15 protein-coding genes, 4 pseudogenes and 2 riboswitches are annotated in these 16,485 nt (G+C 35.7%); of the genes and pseudogenes, 2 read left to right on the top strand and 17 right to left on the bottom strand.

What is annotated here, in order from left to right:
* Window positions 1-31: 31 nt before the first annotated feature.
* The 6 genes and pseudogenes from ABH961_RS16195 to ABH961_RS16170 all read right to left on the bottom strand — a co-directional run.
* Window positions 32-231: pseudogene (locus ABH961_RS16195) on the bottom strand (hypothetical protein); the annotation flags it as partial.
* Window positions 232-372: 141 nt separating this feature from the next.
* Complete coding sequence (locus ABH961_RS16190) at window positions 373-1,485, bottom strand: RNA-guided endonuclease TnpB family protein (protein ID WP_098047982.1); 1,113 nt, start codon at window positions 1,483-1,485, stop codon at window positions 373-375.
* A gap of 253 nt (window positions 1,486-1,738) precedes the next feature.
* Window positions 1,739-1,879: pseudogene (locus ABH961_RS16185) on the bottom strand (group-specific protein); the annotation flags it as partial.
* Entirely contained in the window at window positions 1,876-2,451 is a 576-nt protein-coding gene (locus tag ABH961_RS16180) for an NAD(P)H-dependent oxidoreductase (RefSeq protein WP_098069024.1), read from the bottom strand. The gene ABH961_RS16180 and the pseudogene ABH961_RS16185, both read right to left, overlap by 4 nt.
* A 23-nt stretch (window positions 2,452-2,474) precedes the next feature.
* The gene (locus ABH961_RS16175; protein WP_098047983.1) at window positions 2,475-2,864 is read right to left on the bottom strand and encodes an SWIM zinc finger family protein; all 390 of its coding nucleotides are present in this window, start codon (window positions 2,862-2,864) and stop codon (window positions 2,475-2,477) included.
* A 253-nt stretch (window positions 2,865-3,117) separates the two neighbouring features.
* On the bottom strand, window positions 3,118-3,435 hold the full coding sequence (locus ABH961_RS16170; RefSeq protein ID WP_002096439.1) for a hypothetical protein: 318 nt from the start codon (window positions 3,433-3,435) through the stop codon (window positions 3,118-3,120).
* A gap of 40 nt (window positions 3,436-3,475) precedes the next feature.
* Window positions 3,476-3,574, bottom strand: a riboswitch (SAM riboswitch).
* Between the two features lie 122 nt (window positions 3,575-3,696).
* Here ABH961_RS16170 and ABH961_RS16165 point away from each other — a divergent pair.
* Window positions 3,697-3,888, top strand: coding sequence for a hypothetical protein (locus tag ABH961_RS16165; RefSeq protein WP_000545003.1), 192 nt, complete (start codon window positions 3,697-3,699; stop codon window positions 3,886-3,888).
* A 168-nt stretch (window positions 3,889-4,056) separates the two neighbouring features.
* Here the strand turns inward: ABH961_RS16165 and ABH961_RS16160 are convergent, their stop codons facing one another.
* The 6 genes from ABH961_RS16160 to rraA all read right to left on the bottom strand — a co-directional run bounded on the left by ABH961_RS16160 (window position 4,057) and on the right by rraA (window position 10,708).
* Window positions 4,057-4,758 carry an ECF transporter S component gene (locus tag ABH961_RS16160; RefSeq protein ID WP_048544603.1) on the bottom strand — a complete coding sequence of 234 codons (702 nt, stop codon included), beginning with the start codon at window positions 4,756-4,758 and terminating at the stop codon, window positions 4,057-4,059.
* The gene (locus ABH961_RS16155) at window positions 4,731-6,386 is read right to left on the bottom strand and encodes an ABC transporter ATP-binding protein (protein WP_048544600.1); all 1,656 of its coding nucleotides are present in this window, start codon (window positions 6,384-6,386) and stop codon (window positions 4,731-4,733) included. Before ABH961_RS16155 ends, ABH961_RS16160 begins: the two co-directional genes overlap by 28 nt.
* Window positions 6,365-7,243 carry an energy-coupling factor transporter transmembrane component T gene (locus ABH961_RS16150; protein ID WP_098047986.1) on the bottom strand — a complete coding sequence of 293 codons (879 nt, stop codon included), beginning with the start codon at window positions 7,241-7,243 and terminating at the stop codon, window positions 6,365-6,367. The genes ABH961_RS16155 and ABH961_RS16150 overlap by 22 nt, the downstream gene beginning before the upstream one ends.
* A gap of 22 nt (window positions 7,244-7,265) precedes the next feature.
* Window positions 7,266-8,078, bottom strand: coding sequence for a DUF4430 domain-containing protein (locus tag ABH961_RS16145; RefSeq protein ID WP_141559063.1), 813 nt, complete (start codon window positions 8,076-8,078; stop codon window positions 7,266-7,268).
* Between the two features lie 57 nt (window positions 8,079-8,135).
* The gene (locus ABH961_RS16140; protein WP_404519648.1) at window positions 8,136-9,890 is read right to left on the bottom strand and encodes a DUF4430 domain-containing protein; all 1,755 of its coding nucleotides are present in this window, start codon (window positions 9,888-9,890) and stop codon (window positions 8,136-8,138) included.
* Window positions 9,891-10,228: 338 nt separating this feature from the next.
* Window positions 10,229-10,708 carry a ribonuclease E activity regulator RraA gene (gene rraA, locus ABH961_RS16135; RefSeq protein ID WP_098069020.1) on the bottom strand — a complete coding sequence of 160 codons (480 nt, stop codon included), beginning with the start codon at window positions 10,706-10,708 and terminating at the stop codon, window positions 10,229-10,231.
* Between the two features lie 200 nt (window positions 10,709-10,908).
* Between rraA and ABH961_RS16130 the strand changes: the two genes are divergently transcribed.
* The gene (locus ABH961_RS16130) at window positions 10,909-12,339 is read left to right on the top strand and encodes a YfcC family protein (RefSeq protein WP_098122793.1); all 1,431 of its coding nucleotides are present in this window, start codon (window positions 10,909-10,911) and stop codon (window positions 12,337-12,339) included.
* Between the two features lie 142 nt (window positions 12,340-12,481).
* On the opposite strand, the gene ABH961_RS16125 is transcribed toward ABH961_RS16130, so the two are convergent.
* The 5 genes and pseudogenes from ABH961_RS16125 to ABH961_RS16105 all read right to left on the bottom strand — a co-directional run bounded on the left by ABH961_RS16125 (window position 12,482) and on the right by ABH961_RS16105 (window position 16,409).
* The gene (locus ABH961_RS16125) at window positions 12,482-13,309 is read right to left on the bottom strand and encodes an endonuclease I family protein (protein ID WP_048544587.1); all 828 of its coding nucleotides are present in this window, start codon (window positions 13,307-13,309) and stop codon (window positions 12,482-12,484) included.
* Window positions 13,310-13,782: 473 nt separating this feature from the next.
* Window positions 13,783-14,661 (bottom strand): 5'-methylthioadenosine/S-adenosylhomocysteine nucleosidase, encoded by an 879-nt coding sequence (locus ABH961_RS16120; protein WP_404519645.1) that lies wholly within the window; start codon window positions 14,659-14,661, stop codon window positions 13,783-13,785.
* A gap of 175 nt (window positions 14,662-14,836) precedes the next feature.
* A riboswitch (purine riboswitch) is annotated at window positions 14,837-14,940 on the bottom strand.
* Window positions 14,941-15,135: 195 nt separating this feature from the next.
* Window positions 15,136-15,471, bottom strand: a pseudogene (locus ABH961_RS16115) (alpha/beta hydrolase); the annotation flags it as partial.
* Window positions 15,470-15,601 (bottom strand): annotated as a pseudogene (locus ABH961_RS16110) (helix-turn-helix domain-containing protein); the annotation flags it as partial. The pseudogenes ABH961_RS16110 and ABH961_RS16115, both read right to left, overlap by 2 nt.
* A 349-nt stretch (window positions 15,602-15,950) precedes the next feature.
* Complete coding sequence (locus tag ABH961_RS16105) at window positions 15,951-16,409, bottom strand: DUF2262 domain-containing protein (RefSeq protein WP_048544578.1); 459 nt, start codon at window positions 16,407-16,409, stop codon at window positions 15,951-15,953.
* Window positions 16,410-16,485 lie beyond the last annotated feature (76 nt).

Genomic DNA, 16,485 nt, shown 5'->3' with positions numbered 1-16,485 from the left:
TAGTTTTATACTAGCTTTTTTACATAATAAATCACTTATTTCCCACGCAATTTATTACGTCCTCCCACTCCATAACGCCTCAAATGCAAAAAATTCTTCACATACTTTTTCAATTAAATGTGGATTGTTTTTAAGGAAATTCCACTGTAATGCTTTAGGAAGAAAATATGTATCATACTCTTTACTTCCTCTTACTACCTCATCCACTTCACTTTCACAAATTCCTCTTAGTGAACTACCCACCACTTAGTACCTCTTACGAGCTTACCCCGAGTGGGGGCTTCTCGGTTCATCGCTACTTTTGATAGCTAACGAATTTGCCCTAGGACAGCCGAGCTAACTCCCTTGTTCCAAAGGTTCTTTTGTTACTATTTATGCCAACACTAATAAGCGGATGGCTTCCTTTTTGATATTGATCGCTGCGTTATAGTCACGACTGATTGTGAGTCCACACGAACACGCATATGTGCGTTCACATAATGGCATTTCTTTTTTATTTCCACAACGACTACACATCTTTGTAGAAGGAAACCATTTATCTATTTTTACAAGCTGTTTTCCTTGTTCTTGTAGCTTATATGCTAAAAATGTCGTGAACATCCGCCAACCGTTATCCGCTACACTTTTACCAAATCTAAGTGCTCGTGACATTCCTTTCATGTGTAGGTCTTCGATTGCTACAACGTCAAAAATCGTAGCTAATTCTTTAGACTTGTGATGAAGGAAATTTTTACGTTGATTGGTTACCTTTTCATGCAATTTCGCTACACGAATGCGTTGTTTATTCCAGCGCTCTGAACCTTTCATGCGTCTTGATAATACTCGTTGCGCTTTTGCTAATCTGTCTAACATCTGACGATAAAAGCGAGGATAATTGGCTTTCTCATCTTCGCTACTCACATACAATTCAGCCATTGCGAAGTCTAATCCAACTACACTTTGTACTTCTTTTTGTACAATCTCTTTTTCATATTCAGTCAAGATGGACACATAGTATTTACCAGTAGGTGTCATCGAAATCGTACACGATTTAATGATATGATTTAGCGGGATTGCCCTATGTTGCTTCAGTTTCACTATTTTCAGTTTCGGTAATTTGATATAACCATGAAATAACATAATATTTCCGTTTACTCGATTCGTTGTATAAGATTTTCTACTCTTTTTACTTTTGAATGTAGGAAAATCATTTTGACCACTAAAAAAATTCTTATACGCAGCTTGCAAGTTTAATTGCGCATTAGCCAATGCTAAAGAATCGACTTCTTTCAGCCATTCATACTCTACTTTGTATTTCGCAGGAGTAGGGAATTTTTGTTTCTTCAGTTCTTCCTGGTTCTCTTTATACTTTTCATATACTTCTTTTCGTTCAGCCAGCATTTTGTTATACACAAAGCGTACACATCCGAACGTTTTACGTATGAGATGTGCTTGTTCTTCTGTTGGATACAGACGAAATTTGTACGCCTTATTATACTTTGCCATATCCACTCACCTCATTTTCTGCTTCATTTCCCATAAGCTATGATGGTGATCACACAACCTGAACACTACAAGATTATTATCTACTTTCATTGTTATACCAAAATCCCCCTCTTATAAGACTGATTATATCAGAGGTGAAATAAATAGGAAAACCAAATGTTTGGCTACGCCAAACCGAAATTCATCTCCCACCTGCCGCTAGACTATCGTCTTTCACATGCCTGAGGAAAGAGACTTCTTTCGGATAATATGTTAAATAATCATTTCTTAATTGTATTTGAATTTGAAGAAACGTTTCACTACATTTCTTCAATTGGATTAAACAATTAATATATGTACGAAAAAGTTCATTATCATAATTGCAACACTTTATTATACGTTCGATTTCACTCATAATGTACGAGCCTTTTCTTCTATTTGTAATAACCACTTTTCCCGCTTCTCTACTTTACTCGTTTTCACAGATTGAAAAACTGATCGTTTTATATGGCGAATGCCGCAAAAACGTAACACACCTCTCTTCATCATAATCCAATCCGCTGATCTATATAGTAGCGCGACATACCATAACGGTGAGTCTAATGTATTAATTACCCATGCCTTCTTACCTTTCAATAACCCTTTCGGCAGGGCCCCTTCATATTTATAAGCAAATCCAGCTACAAAAATACGATCAATAAATCCTTTTAAAATAGCAGGCATCCCCCACCACCATACTGGATATATAAAGAGAAGAGTATCTGCTTCTTCCACTAACGTTCTGTACCGAGCTGTTTCTTCTTCATTTACTAAATCACGTCTTTTCTTCTCTTCATTAAATACAAGGACTGGATCAAATTGCTCCTTATATAAATCAAGTACCGTAACCGAATGATTAGTTTCTTGTAATCCTTTTTGCACATGCTTTAATATCCCCGCATTAAAACTGGAAGGACTAGGATGAGCGTATACAATTAGTACATTCACTACAAAACAACTCCCTCTATAAGTTAAAGTTTCCCCTTCTTTAACATCTTCTCTACAATTTGTACGTTTTTCGAACTTTGTAATAAACGATTTAATACTGTAAGTAACTCTTCCTTTTCTAAATCTTTCAGTTTCTCTTTTACCGTACTTTCACCAGCACCTTGAATATCATAAACAACTGCCGCCATATGCTTGCAAAGATTCTCATAAGGACACTCGCAGCTACTTTCTGTAAAATCTTCAAGGTCAATAATTACTTCATAATTTCCTGCATTTCCAGTAACGAAAGCAAATATTTTCTTATCGTGTATTTCAACATCTTCTACATGTCCATCTTCATAATATTCGTATCCTCTATCTACAATGTATTTCGGAATCCATTTCGTTATATCCTGTAATAAATAAGCGTACATAACAACACCTCTTCCTTTAATTCCCTTTTGACTTCCACAACCCCTGCATGTTATTCTAATAACTGTCAAATAGCAAGTCTATATGACAAAACGACTGACACCTATTCGGCGGAGGTGTCTCTTTTCATTTGCAGCCGATATGAAGTGCCTCTTTCAGGCACATTCAATCTTTGACACTACACACTCAACACCATTCCCTTGTATCAGGCTGCTTAAGCAGTCTTTTACTCTACATACTTCAAAAAAAGAGAGCTTAGCTCCCTTTTCCCGCCTTATAAAATACCCCTTTTTCAGTATAGAGATATTCATCAGCTAATGTAATTTTCCCATCCAGTTTCAGTTCATCTAATAGTCTTGATAAATAAAATTGATGTAACATCTTTTTCGTGAATTTTCCTTCATGATGCGAAACGATATGTTCTTGAATATCTAACAATGATATTGGCTTATCTTGCTCTATCATATATTCATAAACTGTACTACGCAGTTTTACGTATTTTTCGAGTGTCACAGTACTTCGCAACCCCTTTCTTCTTAATATAAATTTTCGTAATCGGTTTTTTTGCAACAAAAAAACCTCTCCGATAAGAAGAAGTTACGTATATATCTTCGTCTTATCTCCCAGAACAAATATGTTCTGCTGGAATTAGCACCTGCATCGCGGTTGCTGGGTTTCATCGGGCCAGTCCCTCCACCTCTCTGGATAAGAAAATATTCACTTAATTCTTACTATACGTAATTTCATTCTAATTGTCAAACAAATATAACAAATTATATTTTGTTCCTTACTGTTCATACTATACATATATGAATATGCAAGGAGGATTATGAAATGCACGAAAATGCTCGCGGATATGTCCAAAATTCTTTTCAATCATTACAAGAAGCAAAACATTGTTTAGAAGAAGCGCTACAGACTGTTGAAAAAGATTTTAATCGCGCTCGTATTGAACAATCACTTTATGCGATCGAACAAGCTATTCAACGTTGTGATTACACGGTTCATATTTTAGAACAAGATTGAAAAAACTTCCCATCATAAGGTGGGAAGTTTTTTCAAATGGCATACTTCATAATTATTACCGTTATAATTAAAAAATATACAGAAAAATGCTCCTTACAATATGTAAGAAGCATGAAAGAGGCAAACGAATATGTAAGTCGCGACCCTACCTTATATGAGTATGCTTTTCTATACCATGTTATGCTTATCTAATATGCCGTATTTCTTTTTAAATCTCGTAAGAATCGTAATCCAAGACGTACTAAATAATAGTAAGAACACAACATTTGAAATTGCATGGCTCAAATCGAAATAAAAACTTGCGATATAATACGAAATGACTGTTTCCCACGTTGCTTCACGTATAAAACCGAGAAGCCCCCAGAAATTCATGATCCAGCCAAATAAAAAGCCCACGAAGAACCCGTATAGTAGTCTCCCCCATAACTTTTTCATTAAAAACGTATTACGAAGTAAGCCTGCTATAAAACCAATCATACCCCATGAAAACATTTGCCACGGCGTCCACGGACCTTGCCCTAAAAAGATGTTAGACACAATCGCCGCTGTTGCCCCGATCATAAATCCAGTTTCGCTTCCAAACACAATTGCAGAAACGATAATAACAAAAGAAGTCGGTTGTACACTTGGTAAAAGAGAAAACGGTACACGGCTAACTGCTGCAATTGCCGCTAACACGGCAACGAGAACAATTTCACGTGAAACAAACACCTTCCTTTCAAAACGGATATAGAAAGGTAACATAATAACGACTAATAAAAACAAACTACTTAACATGTAATAACCATCCATGATAAGTGTAGTAAAGAGTAATGTACCTATTATAACTGCAAAAATACATATTATGAATGCAACATATCGTTTGGACACGCTTCGTACACATCCTCCCACGTTAATGCATATGGCAATTCTTTTCGAATGAATCGATTGATAGATGTTGTATAAAAGAAGTTTCCACTAAAAAATTCTTTCGGTGCATCATTCATAATGACTGCTCCGTCAAATAACATCATACATTGATCAACGTATTTCGCTGCAAACTCAATATCATGCGTTGCCATTACAATTGTTGTACCTACTTTTTGCAGTTTTCTAAATAGCTCTCCTACTCTTTCTTTCTTCCACGGATCTAATCCTTTTGTCGGTTCATCAAGTAGTAATAAAGTTGGCTTTGTTAATAACGTTGTACATAATGCAAGTAGTTGTTGCTCTCCCCCGCTACAATCATGTGGATGGCGTTCTTTAAGTGCATATAGCCAAAACTTTTTAAGCTGATGTTCTGCTATTTCTTTTCCTTGTTCTCCGTATAATTCACGTGCACGCTCATACACTTCTTCCCACACTGTATCAAATGTAAAATGATAATACGGATGCTGTGATACATACCCAATACTTTTAAATCGTTCTTTCGAATCAATTTTATGTATCACTTTCCCATTCCACTTTACTTTCCCTCTTCTCGCTTTTTGTAACCCCGCCAAAATCGTTAACAGTGTAGACTTCCCTGTCCCATTTTTCCCAACGAGTGCTACCCATTTTCCTTTTTCAATCGATACGGTTAAATCTCGTAAAATAAGTGGACTATTTTTTTCATATTGAAAAGATATATGCTCTGCACTTAAAATAACTTCGTGCTTTTCACTTTGTGCTATTGGCTCATTCACATAGGATATCTCTGAAAAATTATTCAGTTTCATTTGCGCTTCTCGCACTGTAAACGGAATATCTTCCGCGTTCCATTCTAAAAATAATCTTGGAATTTGCGGAATAAATGGACGGAATTTTTCAACTTCCCACATGTTCGCTATAACCGTTTTAGGATTTCCATCATACACGATTTGACCATTATTCATACAAATAACACGTGTAGCAAGTGGTACCACCTCATCTAAACGATGTTCACTTAAAACGATCGTAATGCCAAGTTCTTCGTTAATTCGTTTTAACAATCCTAAAAACTCTTTCGCAGCAATTGGATCTAACTGCGCCGTTGGTTCATCTAATAATAATAATTTCGGCTGCATAACTAATACCGCAGCTAAATTGACAAGCTGCTTTTGCCCGCCAGATAACGTATGAACAGATTGATGCAATAAATCTTGAAATCCTAAGAAGCTAATAAGCTCTGCTATTCGTTTTTGAATAATCTGTGATGGTAACCCGATATTTTCTAAAGAAAATGCTAATTCTTGAATGACCGTATCCATTACGAGCTGATTTTCTGGATTTTGAAATACCATACCAATTTCTTGGGCAGATAACAAATCCGGTACATTTTCTAATAAAGTACCATCATAATATGTATCCCCAGTACGCTTACCAATTGGAAGTAATTCTTTTTTAAAATGTTTTAATAAAGTCGTCTTCCCGGATCCTGATCCTCCAGCAAGTGTAATAAACTCTCCTTTTTGAATAGAAAGAGAAATATGCTGTAACGCATATTCGTTTTCATCAGCATATACAAATGATAAATTGTTTATTTCTGCATGCGCCACCATATCCACTCCCTTCCTTCCATTATAATTGGTAGACTAATAAACATCGTAAATACGCCAAACATCATTCCATCGTATTGCTGAAATAGAATAGATTCGACTTTCGGATAAATGATTAACTTTCCTCCGCCATACGTACTACATATAATAGCAATGATAAGTAGAATACTTAAATAACTGAGCGTGTACCAATCTCGTCTTTCCATTCTATACCGAATATATGTCGTACGCTTCGTTACACCAAATCCACGGGCTTGCATAGAATCTGCTGTTTGCAGCGCATCTTCTAATGAACAAATTAATAATACTTGCAGCAATTGCATACCATTTTTCACTCGTTCCACAATTGAGCCTGCATCTACTTGTACACCTTTTGTCTTTTGGACGAGTGTTATTTTCTGTAATCGCCTCATAAACAAAGGAACAAATCTCACTGTAATCATCGTTAACAATGCCACTTTCGGTGAAATTCTAGAAAACAAATATAAAAATTTATGACTTGAAATAATATCATTATACGAAGCAAACGTAAACATAATTGCAACTAGTAATAACCCCATTACTACTCCAAACATAATCGCCTCAAGCTTAATACGGCTATCACCTAACCAAAATAATGTAGTTCGACCTCTATGTGTTAATAATGAATTAAATAAAATGACCATAAAAAAGAAAACGATTGTGCTCGGTAACATCTTTCTTATCTTTTCGCTATTCCCTTGCATCACATTGATTATAACGATTAATAGAATTGCCCCAATTAAAAAAAGAGGATGAAGACACATCATACATAGTATCATCACCCCGATATAATAGAAAAAATTCACAAAAGGATGTAAAGAAGAAAAACTTATTTTCATAGTCCTTTACCGAATACCTTTCTTATTTTAATACATACACCCACTCGATTGTATCTCCTGGCTTCACTGTCACTACACCCGCACTATGGTTTGGAAACGAACCGTTCACACGATATTTCCATCCACTAGTAGCTGTAATATCTTTTTCATATAAATCATTAATCCCTTTTACATAAACATCGCCTTTAGATCCACTCGCATCCACATCTAAACCTGTACGCTGCAATACTTTATAAACAGTATCGCCTTCTTGTACATCCATTTTTTTCGCACCTAATAAGTACCCTTTATCACCTTTTACTGAGATAGTGACTTGTTTTGGTTTTGGTATTACTGGATCTGGCACTGGCGGTACTGGATCTGGTACCGGTGTTGGTGGCGTTGGTACAGTTGCTTGTTGCTCTTTATTCGGATCAACCTTCTGCTCCTGCTTCGGTGTTTCTTTCGGCTGATTCACAACCTTCGCTTCTTCTTTTCCTTCTTGTGCTTTCGGTTGCTCTTGTTGTTTCTCTTCTTGTGCTTTTTGCTGTTCTGGTTGCTTAGCAGCAGGCTGTTCTTTAGGTTTCTCTTCTTGCTTTACTTCCGGTTGTGCCTGCGGCTTTTCTTCTTTCGGCTTCTCTTCTACTTTTTGCTCTTGTTTCTCTTTCTGTTCGTCTTGCTTATTTTTCTCTTGTTCAGCTTGTTTTTCCTCCGGTTTTTCTTCCAGCTTCGCTTCATCTTTTTTCTCTTCTTGTTTTGGTTCTACTTTCTTCTCAGGCTTTACAGCTGCCTCTTCACACCCGGCAAGTAGCCCAAGTGAAAGCATTAAAGAAATAAACCATTTCATCTTACTCATGTTGCCTCTCACCTTTCATATTAAAAATTAGGAGCAAATGATTGCTCCTAATTTTTGTTAAGCTGCTTTACGTCTCCATAATACATATGCAGAAGCAATACATAATACACCCATACCTACTTCTGTAGCTGCACTATGAGAAGATGCTCCTGTTTTTGGTAACGTGCTACCGTTTCCTGACTTTTTGCTTTTAACCGGTTCGTTATCAACAACAACTTTTAGAGTGTCATCTTTCGTTTCTTGTTGTACTTGCTTTTGTTCTTCTGGTTGTTCAGTAACTTCTTTTTCTACTACAACATTCTCTGAATCCACATTTGGTTTTTTATCGATTTCAGGAACAGATACAGTTGACCAGTCATAAATCGATTTTCCAAGATCTTTAAACTGAAGTAAAGCTAAGAATGCTTGCTCTGTAGCCATTCCGCTACCGTTTTGATCACTTGGTAACCATTTGAATTCACCATTTTGAAGTTGATATGACAGTAGATTTTGCACTGCCTTATGTAGACGGTTTTGATCTACATCTTTCACAAGTGATAGTCCAATAATTGCTTGCGCAACACTATTAGAGTTTTCTTGTCCATCAGCAGAAAAACCACCATTTTCTAGTTGCTCTTTATATAAATAGGCAACAGCTTTTTCTACAGCTGTCTTCACATCTGGTCGATCTTGATATGGAGCTAATGCTGATAAAACCATACCTGTTACATCAACGCTACTAGCACTGTCTTTACTGCTTGCGCTATCGTAAGTCCAGCCGCCATCTGTATGCTGTGAGTTTAAAAGCGCATCTACTAAAGCAACTCGATTCCATTTTGAATTCACTGGCACTTCATATTTCTTCGTATCAAATGCAAGTAAAGCAAATGTATAACCTGTAACAGAATTTACTTTATCTGATTCATACAATTTTTGAACTAAATTATGTTCGCCAACCTTTGTAGGGTCTGCTTGCATTGCATTCATCATAATAATCGTTCTAGCTAAATCTGTCGCTGAAAAACGGTTAATGCGCTTTTCTACTTTTTCAGTTACTGACTTAACATAATTTAATTTCGCCTCAATTGGAACATTCTTTCCAGAAAGAGAAAGGCCTAAAGCTACCCAATCACTTTCAATTCCATCTTGTAACATCTTTTCAGATGTCTTAGAGATCGCGTCATTTACTTTCGCTGCTGGAACTTGAATGTTCTCTTGCTTTGGTTGTTCTATCTTTTCATCATTTGTTTTTGGTTCTTCTGGTTTTGGATCATCTGTCTTTGGTTCTTCTGGTTTTTCTTGTTTTGGATCATCCGTTTTTGGATCATCTGTTTTTGGTTCTTCTGGTTTTGGGTCATCTGTCTTTGGTTCTTCTACAGTTTTACAAGTACCAAATTTATCTAATGTTTGCTGTAATGTTTCCTGGCTCATATTGCTCCAGTCTGCAACAAAACGAAAGACAACAACATCTCCAGACTTTAATTTATAACTATCTGCTCCAACTTCTGCAGATTTATCATTTACATCATACAACCAGCCGCTTGTGTCCCCAGCCATTAAGCCGTCAATGCCTTTAACATACGTTCCAAACGACATCGTCTCTGCTGTTACTTTGTCCCCCATGACTTTTTGCAGCAAACTTAAAGCTGTTTCCCCATCTGTAATTTGCTCTTCTTTCGGGCATAACATAATGCCCTTTTGTGATTCACCAATAATTGCAAGTTTTGCTGTATTTCCTTCAGCAAACGTAATATGTACTGTATTCGCAAAAGAAACAAATACGAGTGTAACTGCCATTAACGACGTAAGCAGCCATTTTTTCAACATTGCCATCCCAAAATTTCCTCCCTTACTACTATTCACACAAAAAAAGACCCTTCAAGGGCGTGCAATTGACACTCTTTTTTTGTAAGTGTCGAACAAACTGTGCAACACCTCCTACCCACATCATTCGCGGCTATATTTGTATAGGAAAAATAATTTTGTTTATGAACGTATCATTGTGATAACATTCACTTTTCTAGGCACTACTTACTTCCATTTCAGTTATCGTAAAACGATAAACCTATACATTCTGTTAATTATAAATTTCTGTATTATTTTACTATTGACAAAGAATTTTGTCCATGCTTTATCGGATTTATTTTCTAAGAATAGTAACTTACTAACCATTAACGATGCAAACTCTTTTCACTAATAATGACGCCATCTTCATCCACATACACATATTCATTCGGCTTCCATTCAACTTGCCCAAATTGCAATGAAATATTTCGTTCTCCTTTCCCTTCTTTTACACTTCTATTCGGCATTGTCCCTAACGCTAAAATACCTATATTAATGTTCTTTAGTTCACTAGAATCACGAACGTATCCATATACAATAATTCCTGCTAGCTTTCTTTCCTCCGCAATAGCTGCCAAATTATCACCGAGTAACGCACAATTCGTAGACGCTCCGCCATCAACAACTAATACCGTTCCTTCTGGTAATGTTTGCAACCCTTCCTTCACTAGTACATTATCATCCTTCACTTTCACCGTTGCAATTTTCCCGTGAAATTGTTCTTTCTTCCCAAAAGATCGAAAAGACTGGCGACATATTTGTAATTCTTTTTCAAACTCATCACATAGATCCGTAGTTTTCCACATCTTTTTCCCTCTTTTCCTTTTACTTTCTATTTAACATATTCTTGGATTATTTTCGTTTCCCTGTCTATTGTTGCGATAATTTATATATGCAGGAAAAGGACACAAAAACTATTGCCTTAAGAAGCCACCTTTATTATAATCTATTTCACAGATAAATTTCAGAATATTAAAAATTAATTAGGTGAAAAAGGAGGGGTTTTATGCAATTACAAACTGAAGTAAAAAAACAACCTAGTAAACGAAAGTTTAAAATGCCTGATGCGTATGTACTACTATTTTTTATTGCTTTACTATGTGCAATAGCTACTTATTTCGTTCCTGCTGGAGAATTTAAAAGAGTTACAAACGGGACTGTTACGACGACAATACCAGGAAGTTATCATTCTGTTCCACAATCGCCAGTAGGGTTTGTTTCTTTTTTTACTGCTATTGAAAAAGGAATGACACTTGCTGCTCCGATCATCTTCTTAATTTTATTTACGGGTGGCGCTATTGCGATTCTTGAAAAAACAGGTGCTCTTGACGGTTTAATCTATCATGTTATTAACAAATTTCGTAATCAGCAATTACTTTTCATATGTATTGTCGCCGCACTCTTTTCCATTCTCGGAACGACTGGCATTATCGTTAACTCAGTTATCGGCTTTATCCCCATTGGCATCATCGTGGCACGCACATTAAAATGGGACGCTATCGTTGGCGTAGCAATTATTTATTTAGGCACTTATGCTGGTTTTAATGCTACTATTTTATCTCCCTCACCTTTAGGCATTTCACAAAAAATCGCAGAACTTCCGATGTTTTCGGGAATTGGTTTACGTACGGCAATTTATATCTCTTTTTTATTGGCTACCATTCTATATATTAATTGGTATATAAAACGCTTAAAACAATCGAATAAAGGAAGCCTACTCGGCGACAACTGGTTTCCAAGTAATGCTCTTTCAAGTGAGAAAGAACTAGAGAAAACTGAAGTTCCTTGGACAATACGTCACAAATTAATTTTACTCGTTTCGGCTTTATCGTTAATTGCATTTTTAATAGGCGCTTTTCGTCTCCATTGGACGGACGCAGAAATGACCGCTACTTTTATTTTCATAGCAATTACAGCTGGAATAATAGGTGGTATGAAAGCGAACGATATCGCTTCTACTTTTCTAGCAGGCTGCCAAAATCTCATATACGGTGCTTTGATCGTCGGAATGGCTCGTTGTATTTCAGTCATCTTAGAACAAGGCAAATTACTTGATACAATCGTTAACCAACTCGCACAGTCTCTCGAAGGACAAAGCCCTGTATTTGGCGTTATCGGCATGTATGTAAGTAGTGCCGCATTACATTTCCTCATTTCATCGGGGACAGGAGAATCTGTTATTTTCATTCCGATATTAGCTCCATTAGCTGATTTCATGCACATTACACGTCAAGTTACAGTACAAGCTGTTATGCTTGGAGAAGGTGTAGTAAACTGCCTCAATCCAACTTCCGGTGTTTTAATGGGCGTACTCGCAGCGAGCGGCATTTCTTACGGCAAATGGATTCGCTTCATGGCTCCACTTGCATTCATTTGGTTTATCATCGGACTTATTTTTCTTATTGTTGGTGTGAATATTGAGTGGGGACCGTATTAAAAGACTCATATTATACTTTACTTAATAAAATATCGATTCTATTCTCCAATCCTATAAAGATCACTTATTCTAGTATAGATATAAACAGGGATTGATCATAGTGATCAATCCCTTCTCTCAAAGTAAAATACCTTTAAGTATTTTACTTCCAAATTTTATTTACCCATTCCGGATGATCAATAAAGGGATTACGATTATGTTGATATTTCGTAAAAATCACTTCATTACGCTTTCGCTCTAAATCATCTACAGGGTCTTGTTCATTCCATTTTAGTAAAACGGATAGTTTGCCCATGTATGGATCTTTATTATTATTCACCTTTTCATTTAATTCTAAGTCTATTTCGCCGTTATCTCCTTCATAACGAACAGCCATGTAAAATAGCATTCTAGCGATATCTCCTTTTACACTATCACGAGGTTCCCAAGAATCACTATCATATTTACATTCTGTCGCTTCCGAATGATTCACACCACCATTATCAAAATCCAGATTTCCACGTGAGCTATTTACAGATACATCCGTCGCTCTTAAATGATGCAAATCTGTTCCAGCTCCTGCAGTCGTTCCAAAATCACCGTGAGATTTTGCCCAAACATGCTCTCGGTTCCAATTATCAACTCCTGAACCATTCGTAAGTTTCCCTTGCGAACGCCCAGTATATAAGAGTATCACATTGTTTTTATTATTTGGATCTTCATCAGTATCTCTTAGTGCTTCCCAAACCGCACTGTATGATAACTTTGTATGATCATCAATAATATTATGAAGTTCCTTCTTTAACTCTAAACCCGTTTTTCCTATTGCATTATTATAATATGTATCATCATAGCTTTTTACAGTAATCTCTTGTGGTGATGCAGAAGCTACTTCACCGTGTATGATATCTGTGAATGATAGAGATGCAGTACTTAAAATAAAAAATGAAGATAGTGTAACCATAGCAAGCTTTGTATTTCGAAACTTCATATACCCATTTCCCCTTTAAAATATAATTTGAAGCTATTAACTAAAAAATGCTTTCTAACCCCAAAAAACTTTTAGAAAGCCATACCCATCCTTTTCTTTTTATTTAATACAAAACTCTATTGAGTCTGTATTATTTCCACACTTTTGGTTTATCTACTTCTCAACGAATATCCTTCTCTAGTAAAGATTATTAAAATATTCTTTACAATTAAAAAGTAGTTTAATGTTAACTTATAAATTTCAATTTTTTCATGCAATTATGCATATTTGATCAATCGTTCGACTTTTCCTTTTTCTATAATTGTCTTTATTTTTTGGTGTAAAACCCTTCTTCCTCTGAAAAATAAGTACAAAAATAGATTGGATACCATGTAAGGCACCAATCTATTTTAATTAAAGAAACTTTGGTAATTCTGAGTTCACAACACATTGCGCAGTAATGATAACATTTTTATATTGAGACAGAACTACTACTATTTATTTGGTATCGAATCTATATACTTTTTAACTACTTCATATACATATTCTTGATTTGCCGCCGCTGTATTTGGATTGTATTTTCCGCCGTTTGTTTTATTGTTAGATAATACTCGAATCCCTAAAAATGGTACGTCATAAGCTTTTGCGATTTGCGCTGCGGCAGCACCTTCCATTTCTTCAACAGATGTACCGTATTTTGTATGGAACCATTTAATTCTATCAACTTCATTATTCCAAAGATCTGCTGAACCTATAGTCCCTTCAACCACTTTACCTTTTGTATATTTATCTTTTACCGCATTAGCTGCTGCAAGTAAATCCTTATCTCCCTCGTAGTATCGGATTTTCTCAGCATTTGGATCTTCTCCTGCACTTCCTTCAGAAGCCATTAAGTCCATTGAAATCCATTTTGTCGGTTCAATCCCTTGATTCTCATCCATATTTGTTGTTTTTAATGAACCTATGTTTGCTACTTGTTTTCCTAAAACAATATCAAATACGTTTAAATTTGGATCGTGTCCACCTGATGTTCCTTGGTTAATAATCGCCTTAGGCTTATATTTTTCAATAGCCACTGCTGTAGCAGCTGCTGTATTTTCCATTCCTTTACCTGTTTTCGCTACGATTACAGGATAATTATCGACAGTGCCTTTATAAAATACGAAAGTTCCAGACTTTTCTTCTTTCACATTTTTCAACTTTTTTGCAAACTTTTCAGCTTCTATCGGCATTGGCCCTTGAATTAAGATTGGTTTTTGATTGTTTTTTGCCTCAACTTGTTTCGGACTCGCATTACATCCCGCAAGTATCGAGAATGACAATGCAACAGTAGTTACTAGGGCAGCACATTTTTTCAACGTATTCTTCTTCATAAATAATCTCCTCTTTCTCTTGTTGTTTTCTATACTCGATACTTTTGGTCCAAACAAAAAAGTTCTAGAAATTGTAGAAGAATCTCTACTTTCTAGAACTACGATAGTCAAAGTTAATTAAGCATAAGGTAAAACAAATGCAAAATTATAGATCGATAGCGCTCATTGAACAGCACGGCCGAACACTTTAACCCGTAGTCCAGTTCTTTCATTGGGAACTAGGTAGAAACGCTCGGACCATATTACCGAGTATATACGAGTGATGATGTGTAAAATTATTATATTGGTAATATATCAAACTTTTAGTGTGCACGCAATCTAAAAGTGAACATTTTTATTAAAAATGTTTTTAATGTTCGTTTTTAATAGGTTAATTAATCATATCCCCCATTTTAAAATGGAAAATATCACAAAAAACTTACAACCCAAATACTAAACTAAATCCGCCTACAACAACAGACCTTGTACCAACAATTAATCTTCCTCACTTCCGCCTAATATTGAGCTGGAAGTCTTATTCCCCTCATATTGCGAGATAAAATTCGCACTTATCCAATTCACAATTATTTCTTCTAGCATCGGGTGAAGTGGCTTTCCCGCTCCCTCTTTATAGTTCTTTTGAAGCTCTAATACTTTAAAATCTCTTTCAAAACTTTTTAAACTATGATCCATATTTTTTGCTACATGTACCTCAGAATCACCTTTCACATAATGACCAATTCGCTTCGCTTTTTCTGGATCAGCCTGAATGTCTTTATCACCAGCGATTGCTAGTACTGAACATGTTACTTGTTTTAAATCTTTATAAATATAGTTCTTTCCGTTCAGCCAGCATTTTATTATACACAAAGCGTATACATCCGAACGTTTTACGTATGAGATGTGCTTGTTCTTCTGTGGGATACAGACGAAATTTGTACGCCTTATTCTGCTTTGCCATATCCATTCACCTCATTTTTCGCTTCATTTCCCATAAGCTATGACGGTAATCACACAACCTAAAAGATTATTATCTACTTTCATTGTTATACCAAACGTTACCTCTTATAAGACTGATTATATCAAGGGCGAAATAAATAGGAAAACCAAATGTTTGGCTACACCAAACCGAAATTCATCTCCCGCCTACCGCTAGACTATCGCCTTTCACACGCCCCAGGAAGGAGACTCCTTTCGGATAATACGTTAAAACTATGCAACTCTCTACCTAGTATTTCACCGTTATCTTATAATAATGACAAAAAAGATTGATTATAGTAATCAATCCTTTTTACTTTCACCGCTCAAAACTAAATCTCTGCATCTAATAAATTGTACTCATTGTCAAAAGAAGCATGGATTCTATGTCCACCAAATACATCTCCATCATTATATTCGCAATATATATCATTTTCTCTAATTACAATGTCCATAAGAGTAATAGATTGCTCAAATGTTTCTTTCGTCATATCATATTCGCCTGCATCTACAGCATCCCAATCTAAATGTTCATCATTCTCATCATATTCAGGCCAAAAATCATTTTTATACTCTATTAATTCTTTCGCTATAGCGACCTTAGCTTTTTTATCAAATTCTTCTAAACATACATAAAGCTTTTCTGCTCTTTTCATCATTTCATGTACATGTACAAGCTCTTTTCCAATATCCAATCCCCAATGTACTTTTCCTTCGTTTTGTTCATATGTATGAAAAGTTTCATTAAAGATAAACATTCCAATTAATTCACTTTTTATTGATTTTTCCATGATTTCATTTCCTTTCTATCTGTGAAAAAGAAACTTTAATTAGCTTGATAGGCATGTGAAGATCCCCTTGCCTATC

It is taken from the genome of Bacillus sp. RC251 (assembly GCF_044908765.1).
In the GTDB taxonomy this organism is placed as follows: Bacteria; Bacillota; Bacilli; order Bacillales; family Bacillaceae_G; genus Bacillus_A; species Bacillus_A wiedmannii.
Note: the sequence above shows the minus strand (reverse complement) of the source record. Positions and strands in the feature narration are given on the sequence as shown.